We start from the raw sequence: 14,947 nt of genomic DNA, 5'->3' as shown, positions 1-14,947 counted from the left end.
GCGATCGCCCAATCCGCCTCATTCCTTCCAGAAGACCAGTGCGCGCAATTCGATACTTCTGCGTGGTGCGGCGCTTTCCGGCGTGGTGGGATCTGTAAACGCCGTGTGTGCGGTCAGGCGTGCCGTGCCGTCGTCGCGAGAGTCGTAGATCTTGAGCAGCAGCGCTTCGTCGGGTCGCAGCTTCGGGAAGTAGTACCAGCGATGCGCCGGATTATGCGTAAAGGAAAAGGTCTCGCCGACTTTATCCTTGTACACAAGATCGCTTGGTACCAGATCGTTTGCCGCTATCGAGCGTGCGTCGCAGAGCGCAAGGGGTAGTTGCTCCACTACATCGAGCGGACGCCATAGATTGATGATCGCAAAGCGATGCGTGAGGCGTCGCGCGGCTTCATCGGCAGGGAGGTGGTCTCGCACGCGACGCGGCCCGGACACGAACGTCTGGTCGTTGTGCACACGCCTTACTGGTTCACGCAACGACGAGGTTGCACGCGAGCCGTTCAAGCTGTCGCGCAGGGTGTGATCGAATACGACAACCTTTTCCGCGCCGGTCGCCTTGAGCAGGACCTGGGCGGATTCGTCGTAGTAGATCGAGCGAATGACCGCGTCGTCGCTGAAGTCGGTCAGCGTACTTCTATGTTCGATGCGTTCGAAGCCGCTTTTATCCAGCGACAACTCTCCTGCGGCGGCAAGCGGCCGCGCGTCGCGGATGGTCACGCGGCGGGGTTCGAGCGCGCCGGATGTCCAGGGCACGCCGGGCGGCGGCTCGAACGTGTAGCTCACCGGCCGGCCTTCGCCAGCACGCAAATAGTTTAGTTCAGCTTCCACCGCCTGCAAGGTTTCTGCCTGCGGACGCTCTTCGAATACGGTGCTCATAGTCGTTCCTCAGCCTGGGGTCAGGCATTCAAAGTCAGGCTTCAAAGCTATACCCGCATGACCCGAAGCTGAACGAATAAAATTCCATAAGGTTATTCGGCAGGCGTAGCGATAACCCTACTTGCTAGCAAAGTATTCGGGCAGACGGAAGCCATCGTAGAAGTGATTGTTCAGGATGACCTGCTGAAAGGCAGGCGATTGATATGCATTGACAATGTCTTGCGTGCTGCGCGACGTCTTGTTCGCAGCCCTGACCACAACCTGGTTGATATACGGCGGCGTCATCTGTTCGAGGGCCAGTGCATCGGTGAGCTTGTAGCCGCTGAAGATGGCGAAGTTGCCCTGAATGGCGGCGAAATCGACGTCATCGAGTGCGCGCGGCGCCTGTGCATTTTCAAGCGGAACGATCTTGATGCCGGCCGGATTCGCGATGACGTCACGCTCGGTGACATCGACCGGATTGCTGTTCGGACGAAGCTTGATCCAGCCGATCCGCTGCAGGATCTTGAGCGCGCGCTCCAGGTTGACCGGATCGTTGGGCACGGCCACTGTCGAGCCGGCATGGACGTCAGTCAGCGCATGATGCTTCTTCGAATACAGGCCCATGGGCGGCGTGGGTACCTGGACGACGGGTACGAGATCGGTTCCGTTGCGGTCGTTGTATGACTTCAGATAGACCTCGTGCTGCATCACGTCTGCTGCGATCTCACCCCGATACACAGCCTGATTCGCCTCCAGCCCCGTGCTGAATTCAACGTACTTGATCGTATAACCCTTCTGGCGCAATTGCGGCTCGACGCCGGCCTTGAATTCATCGGCATAAGGTCCGGGCACGAAGCCGATGCGCAGTTCGTTTGCACCGGCGGCGCGGGCGCTGAATGGAGCGAGCGCGGCGCATAGCGCCAACGCAAGCAGGAAGGGGCGTTTCGACATGGGGGAATAAATGGAAGAAGTAAATGACTGTCATGCGCACCAGCAAGGAACGCATGACATTGAAATCAAAGCTAACCGCGCGCAAGGTCGCACAAGGATTTAGCGCGCAGCTTGTTGTTCAGAACGTTTCCTTGAACGGACGCAGATCAAGTTCCTGCGTCCATGCGCTTCTATGCTGACGATGCAATTGCCAATAACTCTCCGCTATGGCGCTTGCTTGCAGCAAGCCATCGTCGCCGGCTTGTTGTACGCGCTGCGGTGCGGATTGCCGAAGACGCTCGCCGTCGATACCGCCATCAATCACGATATGCGCCACATGTATGCCTTCGGACCCGAACTCGCGAGCGAGTGTCTGGCTTAATGAACGCAGTGCGGCCTTCGATGCGGCAAAAGCAGCGAAGGGTGGTTTGCCGCGCAACGCAGCCGTGGCGCCTGTAAACAGCAGCGTGCCGCGCCCCGTTGAGCTGGTGGCATTCAGGCCGTTGTTCAGGATCCGGCGCAGCGCTGCCTGAGCAAACAGGAAACCCCCGAGCACGCCGCTGCGCCAGGCTTGCTCGAAGTTCTCTGCGGTCAGTTCAAGCGTGGGCGCACGGCTTGCACCGCCCGCGTTGAATATGGCCGCCGACAGCGGGCCAAGTTCACGCACGCGGTTGGCAAGCTCGGTGACGGTTGCTTCGTTCGAGATATCGCCAGTTAAGGCGTGAGCCACACCGCCCGCGGCGCGAATCTCTGCCACTATGCTTTCGACACGTTCGGCTGTGCGTCCTGTGAGGGCGACCGTGAAGCCGCCCTCCGAGAAGCGCCGGGCGACTGCTGCGCCGAGTCCCGCGCTGGCGCCGACGCCGGCGATCCACGCGACGGGTGCTTGTTCATGCGGGAGAGTGGAAGATGATTGGATAGTTGAGTTCATGGCGGTGACGTTAGACCGGCTCCTGGCGATTGGGAAGGAAGAAAACCCGATAACGTTATTCAAGGTTGCGAGATTGATTCTAGTCCTGATCGATCTTTTGCGTCCGGCGTGGTTTGCATATGCGGATCGATTGGTTGAGGCCGCTGCGCGGCGGTCGTAATGTGCATATCGAAGCCAATCTTGCCCATATCAGACTGGCGATTCCCTTTTCAGGAGACACGCAATGAACGCAGCCGTCGCAACCCATACCGAGTCCGTCCAGATCACGCCGCTGTCGGCGTTTATAGGGGCTGAAATCAGTGGTGTCGATTTATCGCAGCCACTCGACGCCCAGCAGGTCGCGCAGATTCGTGCGGCGTTGTTGAAGTGGCGTGTGGTCTTCTTTCGCGAGCAGTTCCTCACGCATGCGCAGCATGTGGCGTTCTCGGCGCAGTTCGGCGAACTCACGTTGGGGCATCCCGTGTTTGGACATGTTGAAGGGCATCCGGAGATCTATTCCATTTCCAAGTATCGGAAGGCAACGCGTTTTGAAGGGCAGGCGTTGTTGCGTCCGTGGACCGGCTGGCATACCGATGTAACCGCTGCGGTTAATCCGCCATTTGCATCAATCCTGCGTGGCGTCACCATCCCGCCTTATGGAGGCGATACGCAGTGGACGAGCCTCGTTGCCGCGTATGAAAAACTCTCTGCGCCGCTGCGTGATTTTGTCGATGGCTTGCGTGGCGTGCATAAATTCACACCGCCTGCCGGAGCCAGCGCCACTAGCGCATTCGAGCAGGCGGTGCAGCAGCGCGCGCTGGTCACGGAACATCCGCTGGTGCGCGTGCACCCTGAAACTGGTGAGCGGGCGCTCTATGTCAGCCCGAGTTTCCTGAAGCATATTGTTGGTGTGACGCCGCGTGAGAGTCAGGCGATCCTCGAATTGCTGTGGGAACATGTGACGCGTCCTGAATTCACGGTGCGGTTCAAATGGGAACCGGGCAGCATCGCGTTCTGGGATAACCGGTCGACGGCGCATCTTGCTCCTTCCGATATTTTTGATCTGGAATTTGATCGGCAGTTGTATCGAACTACGCTGGTCGGTGATGTGCCGGTGGGGCCGGACGGACGCGCTTCCGTCGCGCTGGAAGGTTCGCCGGTTAATGCGGCGGCGGCCGTGGCGCTGAATTGAACGGGGTTTTCGTTCGCTTTGGGGGTGGGTTCTGGGGTTAGCGGTTGGGGTTGGCGCCGGGTTGCACGGGTTCTGCGTTAGCGGTCGGGGTCAATGCCGGGTTGTTGTTTTCCAGGTCTTCGCGCGTTTAGTGCTAGCTGTTTTCTTTATCACTATTAGCCACTGCGCGTGGCGGCGCGTCATTTCTTTGTCCAAAGCGACAAAGAAACGAAGCAAAGAAAACGCTTTTAACAGCTCTACCCTAAGTGTCCACAGCGTGCAGTTCCATTTCATAGGTGCCCCAAAAGCACGGTGCTCGCCAGAGCCACGGATGTGTGAAACCCTCTTTCTCGCGAATCCTGACAGTAAAACGCTTCGCCCCGTACGCTCTCGGGCTAGCACTAGCGACTGAACCTGCCCAAGGAGTACCCCGCGCTATCCGCGGAAAACCAACCTCCAAATTTGGATGCATGCCGAACCATTTTTTAAACCTCCGAGAAATGGATCTGCAGAATGCGTGAGGCCTAACCCGGCAAATAACAATGCAAATTGATAGCTAACTCGCGAAGTACCACGGCGGCAAATACGCGTGAGGCCGTGCGGGTTTCCTTGGCACGGGTGCTAGCCCGAGAGCGTACGGGGCGAAGCGTTTTACTGTCAGGATTCGCGAGAAGGAGGGTTTCACACATCCGGTGCTCTTGCGAGCACCGTGCTTTTGGGGCACCCATGAAATGGAACTGCACGCTGTGGACACTTAGGGTAGAGCGGTGAAAGCGTTTTCTTTGCTTCGTTTCTTTTTCGCTTTGGAAAAAGAAATGACGTGCCGCCACGCACAGTGGCTAATAGTGATAAAGAAATCAGCCAAGATATAACTTGCGAAGACCTGGAAAGCAGCAACCCGGCATAGACCCCGACCACCACGCCCAAAAACACCACCCTGACGCTGCCCGCTAACGCCAGAACCCAACACCCCAACCTCGACCCATAAAACCCCTTCCGCGAATCCACCGACCTCCAGTGTCACTGGTATGCTGGCGCCCTTGTTCCACCAACAAACCCCCCGACCAAGATGGCAACGCAGGACAAAGCACTCGCACTAAAGAAGATGAAATGGTTCGCCGCCGGCCTTCTCGTCGCGGCGGCCGCACTCTTCGTGCTCGCCAAGAGCCAGCACGACGCCGGCGTCTGGGCGTGGGTCTCGGCTTTCGCCGAAGCCGCCATGGTCGGCGCGCTGGCCGACTGGTTCGCGGTTGTCGCGCTGTTCCGCCACCCGCTCGGGCTGCCGATCCCGCACACGGCTATCCTGCCCGCGAACAAGGCACGCGTGGCCGATAACCTCGCCGAATTCGTCCGCGATAAATTCCTCGGCACCGACGCGCTCGTTGCCCGCGTGAACGCCTTCGATCCGGCCGGCCGCCTCGCGATCTGGCTGGCCGAACCGGCGAACGCGGCATTACTCGGCGCAAAAGCGGTCGCGGCGGCGGCCCAGATGCTCGATTTCGTCGACGATGAACGCGTCAAGACAATGCTCCACGAAGCCCTGCGCCGCCGCGCCGAACAGTTCGACCTGGCGGGCGCGGTAGGCGGATTGCTGTCCACGCTGACGGCGGACCGGCGCCATCAAATGCTGCTCGACGAAGGCCTGCGCGAACTTGCGCAATGGCTAGACCGTGAGGAAGTTCAGGCCATTCTCGCCGCAAAAATCCTCGACGTGGCGGGCGAGGAATATCCGAAGCTGATCGGCATGCTCGGTTTCGTGGGCCTGAGCGCGGAAGATCTCGGCAACAAGTTCGCCGGCGGTCTGGTTCGCGGCGCAAACAAGTGGCTGCACGACATCAGCGAAAACCCGGAACACGAGCGCCGCCAATCTTTCGACCGGACGGTGGAAGCATTCATCGAACGCCTGAAAACGGACCCGGCATTCCGCGCGCGCATCGACCAGCACAAGCGCGAATGGCTGGAACGCCCGGAATTGCGCACCTACGTGAACGGCCTGTGGGACGAATTCAAGGACTGGCTGCGCCGCGATCTCGCGCAAGCAGATTCGACGCTGCACAAAAAAGTGACGGGCGCATCGGCATCGTTCGCGGCAGCGCTGGGCAGCGATCCGGCGTTGCGCGAGTCGATCAACGAGCACATGCGCGACGCGCTCAAATCGCTTGCACCGGATCTGCGCGACGGCATTGCCAAGCATATTGCCGCGACCGTGCGCAATTGGGACGACGCCACGCTCGTGCGCGACGTGGAACTGAGCGTCGGCCGCGACTTGCAGTTCATCCGCGTGAACGGCACGCTGGTGGGCGGTGCGGTCGGCCTGATCATTCACGCAGTCTCCATGTTCATGGTTTAAGCTGCGGAATTAGATTGGTGTAGCCGCGGTCAGCTAATTTCCCTCTGGACGAGACCGACTATGACGGACCCGAACGCCGCGTTGATCCAGCGCTTCTACGAAGCCTTCCAGCGTTCCGACGCCGAGGCGATGGCGGCATGCTACGCGCCCGATGTCGAGTTCCGCGATCCGGTGTTCGGCGTGTTGCGGGGCCGCGAAGCGGGAGATATGTGGCGCATGCTGATTTCGCGCGCCGCTGAATTCTCCCTCACTTTCAGCAACATCCAGACTGTCGGCCAGACCGCGACGGCGAACTGGGTCGCGACCTATCGTTTCACGCAGACCGGGCGCAAGGTGATCAACCGCATCAACGCGCGTTTCGCGATCCGCGATGGCCTGATCGTCGAGCATCAGGATAGTTTCGATCTCTGGACCTGGAGCCGTCAGGCGCTCGGACTCAAGGGCTGGCTGCTCGGCTGGTCATCGATCGTGCAAAACAAGATCCGGGCGCAAGCCAGCAAGGGTCTTCGCGCCTACCGGCAGCAGCCCCAAAAATGACACGCCTCGAATGCCCTGCCAGTGAAGGCTGTCTCAACGACGAGTGGCTCGAAGCCGATGCGCTTGGCGGCTTCGCATGCGGCACGGCGGGCACTGAACGGACCCGCAGATATCACGCCCTGCTTCTCACCGCCACGCAACCGCCCGCGGGGCGCATGGTGCTGGTGAACGGCGTGGAAGTGTGGCTGGAGGACGCCTCCGGGCAGACGCGCGTTCCGCTGTCCATGCAGCGTTATGGCGACGGTTCTGTCTGGCCGGATCCCTCCGAAAGCCTGCTTTCCTTCGATACCGACCCGTGGCCCACGTGGCGCTTCCAGGTCGGCGACAACCATATCCTGACCGCTGAACTGTTCGTCGCGAAGGCAAGTGCGCAGACGGTGATGCGCTGGCGGCTCGACGGCGAGGCATTCACGCTCAAGGTTCGGCCATTGCTTTCCGGCCGCGACTATCACGCGCTGCATCACGAGAACCCGGCGTTCAATTTCAATTACACGGCGACGGGAGATCAGGTCCGATGGCAAGCGTATGGCGACGTGCCGGCGGTGGTCGCGGCATCGAATGGATCGTATGTTCACGCGCCTGACTGGTACCGCAATTTCTGCTATACCGCCGAGCGCGAACGCGGCATGGACTTCAACGAAGACCTCGCTACGCCCGGAATCTTTTCGTTCGATTTATCGCTTGGCGAAGCGGTGCTCGTGTTGAGCGCGAATGAGGGCGCGAAGACCAACGCCGTCGATACCGCGAAGCAGCTCGCTGACATTGAACGAGCCCGCCGTGCAGCTTTTGCAACGCCGCTGCATCGTTCTGCCGATGCCTACATCGTGGCGCGAAACAAGGGCAGTACGATCCTCGCCGGTTTCCCGTGGTTCACGGACTGGGGCCGCGACACCTTCATCGCGATGCGCGGCCTGCTGATCGCATCCGGCCGATACACCGACGCCGAATCCATCTTGCTCGAATGGGCCGGCACGCTCTCTGAAGGCATGCTGCCGAATCGTTTTCCCGACAGCGGCGCGCCGGAATACAACTCGGTGGATGCATCATTGTGGTTTGTGATCGCCGTGCACGACTATCTCGCGACGGGCCACGCTGAACGGGAAGCGCAGGACCGGTTGCAGCAAGCCGTCGATGGCATTCTCGACGGCTACTCACGCGGCACGCGTTTCCAGATCGGCGCCGATCCCGACGATGGCTTGCTGCGAGCCGGCGTTCCCGGCGTGCAACTGACGTGGATGGACGCGAAGGTGGGCGACTGGGTGGTGACGCCGCGCATCGGCAAGCCAGTCGAAGTGCAGGCGCTGTGGATCAACGCGTTGCGCATTGGGTCCGCATGGAATTCGCGCTGGACGGAACCGGCCTCGCGTGCCACGCAGGCTTTTCAGCAACGTTTCACTGATCCGGCCAGCGGTGCGCTCTACGACGTAATCGATGCCGATCACCAACGCGGCAAGCTCGACCACGCCATCCGTCCGAACCAGCTTTTTGCCGTGGGCGGCCTACCGTTTGCGGTGATAGAAAATAGCGTCACCGCACGCGCGGTCGTCGATCAATGCGAGCAGCTTTTGCTGACGCCGCTCGGCCTCAGGACCTTGTCGCCGAATGATCCTGCCTATCAGGGCCGCTACACCGGCACGCCGCTGGAACGCGATGGTGCGTACCATCAGGGCACGGTCTGGCCGTGGCTGATGGGGCCGTTCGTTGCGGCGTGGCTGCGGGTTCACGGCGACGATCAAGCATCGAAAGCCGTGGCTCGCGAGCGTTTTGTCAGGCCCCTGCGCGACCATCTGCATGCTGCGGGGCTGGACCATATTTCCGAAGTGGCGGATGGCGACGCGCCGCATACACCCGGCGGCACGCCATTCCAGGCGTGGTCGCTCGGCGAACTCATGCGTCTCGAACGTCTGCTTGATAATCCACTTGATACGCAACTTGATAGTCAACCCGCTGACGCCGCCGATCCTGCCGAGATGCCGCAAACGCGCTAGATTATCGGTCTTTCCGTCACGCTTTTAGTCAAGGACGTCCCATGCCGCCACTGCGCGCCACCAAGTCACTCGACACCATCGAAGGAGCCCGGCTCCATTCCACAGACTGTCCGCGCTGGCAACGCTGGGGACCGTATCTCAGCGAGCGTCAGTGGGGCACCGTGCGCGAGGACTACAGCGAAAACGGCACCGCCTGGGACTATTTTCCGCACGATCATGCGCGCAGCCGCGCTTATCGCTGGGGCGAAGACGGCATTGCCGGATTCGGCGATGACCACCTCAACTGGTGCGTTTCGCTCGCGATGTGGAACGGCGTCGACCCGATCCTCAAGGAACGTTTGTTTGGCCTGACGAATGCGCAAGGCAACCACGGCGAGGACGTGAAGGAGCTGTACTTTTACGTCGATGGCACCCCGACGCATTCCTACATGCGCATGCTGTACAAATATCCGCACGCCGCATTCCCCTACGACGATCTCGTCGCGGAAAACGGCCGACGCGGTGCGGACATGCCGGAGTACGAAGTACTCGACACGGGCGCGTTCGAAGACAACGCGTATTTCGATGTCCATGTCGAGTACGCGAAAAATACGCCTGAAGATATCGTGATGCGGGTGACGGTCGAAAATCGCGGGGATCGCTCCGCTTCGCTCGACCTCCTGCCGCAGATCTGGGCGCGCAATACGTGGTCGTGGCAGCCTTCGAAAAAACCTTCACTGACCTTGCAATCCGATGCAAAGGGCAGCCGCGTGATAGCGCAAAGCGACGGCCACGAGCCACTGGTCGTAACCGCTGAAGCGCGCGGCGACGCCACGGTCAACTGGCTGTTCTGCGAGAACGAAACCAACGTCAGGCGCTTGTTCGGCTCGGAAGGGGCGGGACCGTTCAAGGACGGCTTCAACGACTACATCGTGCAGGGCGAAGAAAGCGCCATTCGCCGCGACACCGGCACGCGCGCCGCCGCGCACGTGCATCTCGAGTTTGCCCCGAACAGCCGCACGGTCGTGACCATGCGCTGGCGCCCGGCGTCGGATGTGGATTGTGACCGGCAACCGCTTGATATCGACGCGCTGTTTGCTCGCCGTATTGCGGAAGCCGATGCCTTTTACGCGGGCCTCCAGCATGAAATCGTTGACGCCGACCAGCGGCTCGTACAACGTCAGGCGCTGGCAGGCATGCTGTGGTCGAAGCAGTTTTACCAATTCGATGTCACGCGCTGGATGGACGGTGATCCGTTGCAGCCGAAACCGCCAGCCTCCCGCAAGCGTGGCCGCGATGCCGACTGGCGGCACTTGTGCAATGCGGACATTGTCTCAATGCCGGACAAGTGGGAATACCCGTGGTACGCATCGTGGGACCTCGCGTTTCATGCGGCCGCGTTTGCACTGGTCGATCCGGCATTCGCGAAGAAACAATTGCTGTTGCTGGTGAAGGACCGCTACCAGCATCCCAACGGGCAACTGCCCGCCTACGAATGGGCGTTCGGTGATGCCAATCCGCCGGTTCACGCATGGGCGACATGGCGCGTTTATGAAATCGATCGCGCCATTACCGGCAAGGCGGATCGCGACTTCCTTGAACTCGTCTTCCACAAGCTGCTGCTGAACTTCTCGTGGTGGGTGAACCGCAAGGACGCCGACGGCCGCAACATCTTCCAGGGCGGTTTCCTCGGGCTGGACAACGTCGGCATCTTCGACCGCTCGGCGCCGCTGCCAACGGGCGGCCGCATCGACCAGTCCGACGGCACCGCATGGATGGCCGCGTATGCGCTCGACCTGATGCGGATCGCGCTGGAACTGGCGGTCGCGAATCACGTATTCGTCGATATCGGCGTGAAGTTCTTCGAGCATTTTTTGTACATTGCCGAGGCGGTCAGTTGCAGCGATACGTGTGACACCGGTCTCTGGGATGAACGCGACGAGTTCTTCTACGACGTGCTGCAACTCCCTGACGGCACGAGCGTGCCAATGCGCATCCGCTCTATCGTCGGCTTGATTCCGCTGTTCGCGGTCCATGTGCTCGAAGAGCATTTGCACGGCCAGTTGCCGGGCTTGCGGGACCGGCTGACATGGTTCCTCGAGCATCGGCCTGATCTCGCGAAGCTGGTGTCGCGCTGGAACGAGCCGGGCAAGGGCAATAGCCTGCTGCTGTCGGTGCTGCGTGGACATCGGATGAAGGCGCTGCTCAGGCGCATGCTCGACGAAAGCGAGTTCCTGTCCGACTACGGCGTGCGTGCGTTGTCGCGAGTACATCGGGACGCGCCGTTCGTGCTCGAGCACAACGGTGACCGCTTCTGCGTGCAGTATCTGCCGGGTGAATCGGATTCACGCGTGTTCGGCGGTAACTCGAACTGGCGCGGGCCGATCTGGATGCCGGTCAACTATTTGCTGATCGAATCACTATACGAATTCCATCGTTATTACGGCGATGATTTCCGCGTGGAGTATCCGACGGGATCGGGCGAGAAGCGCTCGCTGAGTGAGATAGCCGACGAACTCGCGCGCCGCCTGACGCGCCTGTTCCTGAAGGGCAAGGACGGCTTGCGCCCGGTCATGGCCGCGTATCCGCAACTGCAGGCGGACCCGCGCTCGGAAGACCTGGTGCTGTTCCACGAGTACTTTCATGGCGATACCGGCCGAGGCGTGGGCGCGTCGCACCAGACCGGCTGGAGCGGGCTGGTCGCGCTGCTGTTGCAGCCGCGCGTAAGCATGGTCGCGCAGAACCTGCCGGTCGGCGGCGAGGTCTATCCCGAAGTGGAACTGGCAACGAAGTAACCGAAACGACAAAGCAGGCAGGCGGGTTCATTCCGCCTGCCTCTTCCACCGCCCGCGTCATTCGTTATTGCACAACATCAACACCTTTTCTGCATCGGTGCATGGGCGCTTAGGTGCGTGTTGCGTCACGGGCGTAGCCGACTCGCCGCTGCCAGCCGACGCCATCTTCCGGATGCACGCCCGCAAGTGTTTTTCTATCGGCGGATAGTATTTCCAGCCGCGAGTGAGCGGTGGCAATTCCATCTTCACCTGCTTCCATTTCGGATGGCCATTGGCCTGCAGCTCATCGAAGTGGGTGCAGAGCGAGTCGGCAAACTGCGTCATCGCGCCGACGGTACCGCGCAGGTTGTAGTCGTAAGTCACCAGAAACGCCTTGACGGTGAACGTCGGCGAATCTTCCTTGATCCAGTTCGGATAACTCGACGTGCGGATGGTCGCCGGGAAATACGTCTGTTCAGCACGCGCGGTCTCGGGCGCTGAAGGATCGACCTTGAGCAGTTTGATCTGGCTCAGCAGGTCCGGGTTCAGGTCCTGGAACAGCTTGGCCGGCTGCCCCGCGATGATGACCGCCACATCGAGTTTGCGCACGATCAGCTTGGCGAGCGCGTCCTCGTTGCTGTAATGCTGCGCGTTCTGGTCGGGGATCGGGCTATTGAACATCAGCCTGTAGATCGTGGTTGCCGATTGCGCCGTGCCGCTGCCGATCAATCCGACGCTGATGTTCTTGTCCTTGATCTCATGGATGTAGTTCAAGGGCGAGTCCGCCCGGACTACGAAGTAAATTTCTTCGTTATACAAGGGCATGATGAGCCGCAAAGGCTGGATGATCTTGCCTGCTTCCGTGTTGCCGGCCTTGGCCATATCGAGGTAAGCCTGGTACACGTCCGACTGCACGAGCGCGAATTTCACGCCCGGTTCGTAACGCATGCGCTGCACGTTTTCGGCGGAGCCCTTGGACGCGAGAACGTCCAGGTTCATGCCGATCGGATCAGCCACTATCTTCGACAGGTCCTGGCCTATCTGGATGTAAGTGCCGCGTTCCGGTCCGGTGACGATCTTGTAGTCGGATTGCGCATGCGCCTCCGCAACGAGGCCGGCGAGCCCGAAGAGGGCGAACAGCATGAAGAAGAAAGTCTTGCGCATGATGTCGTGTGAGTCGTTTTAATGTGTTGGCCAACTTTCATTACACGTATAGACCACAGTGGCCTGCGTCTCCCGGCGCGGCCTTCAACCTCCTAAAAGTCTCCTGTTCCCTGTCTCCCGGGTGTTTCTGCAGCGTGTTTCTACCGCGTGCTTCCTACTGCGGCGTGGAGCGTTGTGCAGGCGACGGGCTCTTGCTCCAGCCCGACTCCAGGATTGCGCGCTCCTCCTCGTCGGCATTGGTCGAATTGAAGGCCGGCACATGCATTGGAGCCGCACTGGTCAGGTTGCGACCTGAGGCGGCCGTGCGAGCCACGGGAGGCGACACAATGCCCGCCCGCACCGGCGCAGCTTCGCTGACCGGTGCGAGTGGCCGTGTCGACGTCGGTGAGGCGGTATCGCTCGGAATCTGGGCCGCAGTAGCCGGAGGATTGCCCACCAATGCGGTAGCGGGCATCGCGTCCGGACCGTCCGGCATCGGGACAAACGCGGGTGCTGCCGAACGAGATGGCGCAGTCTCTTGCAGCAGCGGCGTGCCGGTCGCTGCCGACGTGAGCGGAGCCTGCGAGCCCGTGCTGACGCGCGCCGCTTCTGGCGCGGCCCGTGCGGCGACAGGCGAGCGCTTGGTCGTGACGACCGTGGGTGCGACCGGCGCCGCTGCCAAGGGTGTTTGAATGGGCGTGGGCACTCCCATCGCGGCGACGGCTCGCGCATGCTCGGCCGCCGAGACGCTGACGGCGGGCTTGTGTGTCGACGCAGGCGCAACCGTGGCCGCTACACGCGGAGCGGGGGCATCCATGGGCGCAGGCGTCACTGCTGCCGTGTTCGCATTGTTATGGCGGCCGCCATGCGCCGCCGTGGTCGCGGGAGCGGGCGCGGGTTTATTGAGCCATCCCGAACGGGCGATTGCGTGCTCGACGAGGGTCTGCGCTTCCGCATTGCTGGCATCGATTGTCAGCACGACACGGGCGTTCTGGCGCACGCACAACCATGAGCCGATCGCTTCGCAACTGTGCGCGGCTCGCAGCATCTCGTCTCGTGCGTGTTCCAGGCTAGTGAGGTCTGCCTGGGTTTGCTGCACGTTGGCGGCGCTCAGTTGTGACGCCGGGATCTTCGAGAAACGCCGCCGCGCCGTGGTCAGGTCGCCGCGCGTGATCGCGTCTCGCGCGGCCTGCAGGTTGTCGGTCGCGCTGGCTAGCGGCGTTGCCGCGCGGGAGGAGGTATCGGTGGGCAAGGCTTCGCGGGCGGCGACGGAGGGCGTTGCCGCTGTTTGCGCCTGCCTGGTTGTCATGGCCGTGGCCGCGGCAGCGGACCTCGCCGGGGGCGCTGTGGGCGCTGGCGTATCGTGGGCGGTTTTCATATCGATGACGCCATACGCGCTATGCTCGGCCGGCGTTTCGGAGTGGGTGGCGGTATCAACGCGGCTGCTGCCGCGCTGCGAATAGATCACGCCGCCGGCTACCAGCACCAATGCCACGGCGCCCAGCGTGATGGTTCTCGATACGTCCCAGCGCGGCTCGCCGGTGCCGGCCAGCCTGGACTCGTCCGTCATGCTCGGGTAGGGCGGCGACACGTTCAGGACTTCGCGACGCGCACCGAAAGGCAAGCGCAGGTTTGTTGAGAGCGCGGTGGTTTTCGCCGCGCTTGAGTCCGGGCCAACCGGGCCGTGATCGGCGCCGCAATGCGGACACATATCGGCATCGCTCGGGATGTCGTTGCCGCAACGCTTGCAGGTCACGGAATCGGCGGATGTGGGAAAGAAGAGATGGGCCATGCCAGAAACCTCCCGGGACACAAGGGTTGTCCCTCCCGCTTGCGTGTCCGGTTTAATCGGACAATACCGTTACTCGTATGATGAAATGCTTCGGACTCCCTAAGCTAAACAATCGCCGAGGGAGCCGGAATCAATATGTGACATCTCCGTGGCGGCGTCAACACGCTAGGGGATCGATCACGCGGAGCTTGCGCCACAGCGCTTAAATGCCTGCTTAGGCCCCGCCGGTCAAGGCGCTGGCGAACAGGTAAAAGCGGCCGGTGGTTTCGTCGGCGGGAGCCTAGGTTCTGTCCGAATATGGCGCTTCAAGGCACGCCTAAACAGGCCGCTGCGGATTCAAAAACAACAGCTTGAGCCCATTATTCTTCGGTGTTTACGCTGAATAGAACACCCAGTAATAAATTTGAGCCAGACTCGCAATTTGGTAGGATGTAAGCGCGCTGCGAGAGGCTGGGCGCAACACCCCTAAAGCCGCCAAAAATACAAGTGACTCACCATCCGATGCTCGCCGCGTGACC

10 protein-coding genes are annotated in these 14,947 nt (G+C 61.2%); 5 read left to right on the top strand and 5 right to left on the bottom strand.

The genetic code is table 11. The features are described from left to right. Positions 1-18: 18 nt before the first annotated feature. The 3 genes from ACMX25_RS29450 to ACMX25_RS29440 all read right to left on the bottom strand — a co-directional run bounded on the left by ACMX25_RS29450 (position 19) and on the right by ACMX25_RS29440 (position 2,716). The gene (locus tag ACMX25_RS29450; RefSeq protein ID WP_414953473.1) at positions 19-873 is read right to left on the bottom strand and encodes a CmcJ/NvfI family oxidoreductase; all 855 of its coding nucleotides are present in this window, start codon (positions 871-873) and stop codon (positions 19-21) included. Positions 874-990: 117 nt separating this feature from the next. Next, positions 991-1,806 (bottom strand): MetQ/NlpA family ABC transporter substrate-binding protein, encoded by an 816-nt coding sequence (locus ACMX25_RS29445; RefSeq protein WP_414953472.1) that lies wholly within the window; start codon positions 1,804-1,806, stop codon positions 991-993. A 118-nt stretch (positions 1,807-1,924) separates the two neighbouring features. Further along, entirely contained in the window at positions 1,925-2,716 is a 792-nt protein-coding gene (locus ACMX25_RS29440; protein ID WP_414953471.1) for an SDR family NAD(P)-dependent oxidoreductase, read from the bottom strand. Between the two features lie 223 nt (positions 2,717-2,939). Between ACMX25_RS29440 and ACMX25_RS29435 the strand changes: the two genes are divergently transcribed. The 5 genes from ACMX25_RS29435 to ACMX25_RS29415 all read left to right on the top strand — a co-directional run bounded on the left by ACMX25_RS29435 (position 2,940) and on the right by ACMX25_RS29415 (position 11,515). Then, complete coding sequence (locus ACMX25_RS29435; protein WP_414953470.1) at positions 2,940-3,887, top strand: TauD/TfdA dioxygenase family protein; 948 nt, start codon at positions 2,940-2,942, stop codon at positions 3,885-3,887. Between the two features lie 1,048 nt (positions 3,888-4,935). Continuing rightward, a complete protein-coding gene (locus ACMX25_RS29430) occupies positions 4,936-6,216 on the top strand; it encodes a DUF445 domain-containing protein (protein ID WP_414953469.1) in 1,281 nt (426 codons plus the stop codon). Positions 6,217-6,276: 60 nt separating this feature from the next. Then, on the top strand, positions 6,277-6,753 hold the full coding sequence (locus ACMX25_RS29425) for a nuclear transport factor 2 family protein (protein ID WP_414953468.1): 477 nt from the start codon (positions 6,277-6,279) through the stop codon (positions 6,751-6,753). Further along, positions 6,750-8,741: an amylo-alpha-1,6-glucosidase gene (locus ACMX25_RS29420; RefSeq protein WP_414953467.1), complete on the top strand. Its 1,992-nt coding sequence runs from the start codon at positions 6,750-6,752 to the stop codon at positions 8,739-8,741. The genes ACMX25_RS29425 and ACMX25_RS29420 overlap by 4 nt, the downstream gene beginning before the upstream one ends. Before the next feature lie 41 nt (positions 8,742-8,782). Then, positions 8,783-11,515 (top strand): MGH1-like glycoside hydrolase domain-containing protein, encoded by a 2,733-nt coding sequence (locus ACMX25_RS29415; protein ID WP_414953466.1) that lies wholly within the window; start codon positions 8,783-8,785, stop codon positions 11,513-11,515. A gap of 57 nt (positions 11,516-11,572) precedes the next feature. Here the strand turns inward: ACMX25_RS29415 and ACMX25_RS29410 are convergent, their stop codons facing one another. Together ACMX25_RS29410 and ACMX25_RS29405 are read right to left on the bottom strand one after the other, a co-directional pair. Continuing rightward, on the bottom strand, positions 11,573-12,637 hold the full coding sequence (locus ACMX25_RS29410) for a TAXI family TRAP transporter solute-binding subunit (RefSeq protein WP_414953523.1): 1,065 nt from the start codon (positions 12,635-12,637) through the stop codon (positions 11,573-11,575). Positions 12,638-12,812: 175 nt separating this feature from the next. Next, the gene (locus ACMX25_RS29405) at positions 12,813-14,429 is read right to left on the bottom strand and encodes a hypothetical protein (RefSeq protein ID WP_414953465.1); all 1,617 of its coding nucleotides are present in this window, start codon (positions 14,427-14,429) and stop codon (positions 12,813-12,815) included. Between the last annotated feature and the right edge of the window lie 518 nt (positions 14,430-14,947).

The organism is Caballeronia eucalypticola (assembly GCF_047608185.1).
GTDB lineage: Bacteria > Pseudomonadota > Gammaproteobacteria > Burkholderiales > Burkholderiaceae > Caballeronia.
The sequence above is the reverse complement of the archived record's forward strand: the minus strand, read 5'-3'. Positions and strand labels throughout refer to the sequence as shown.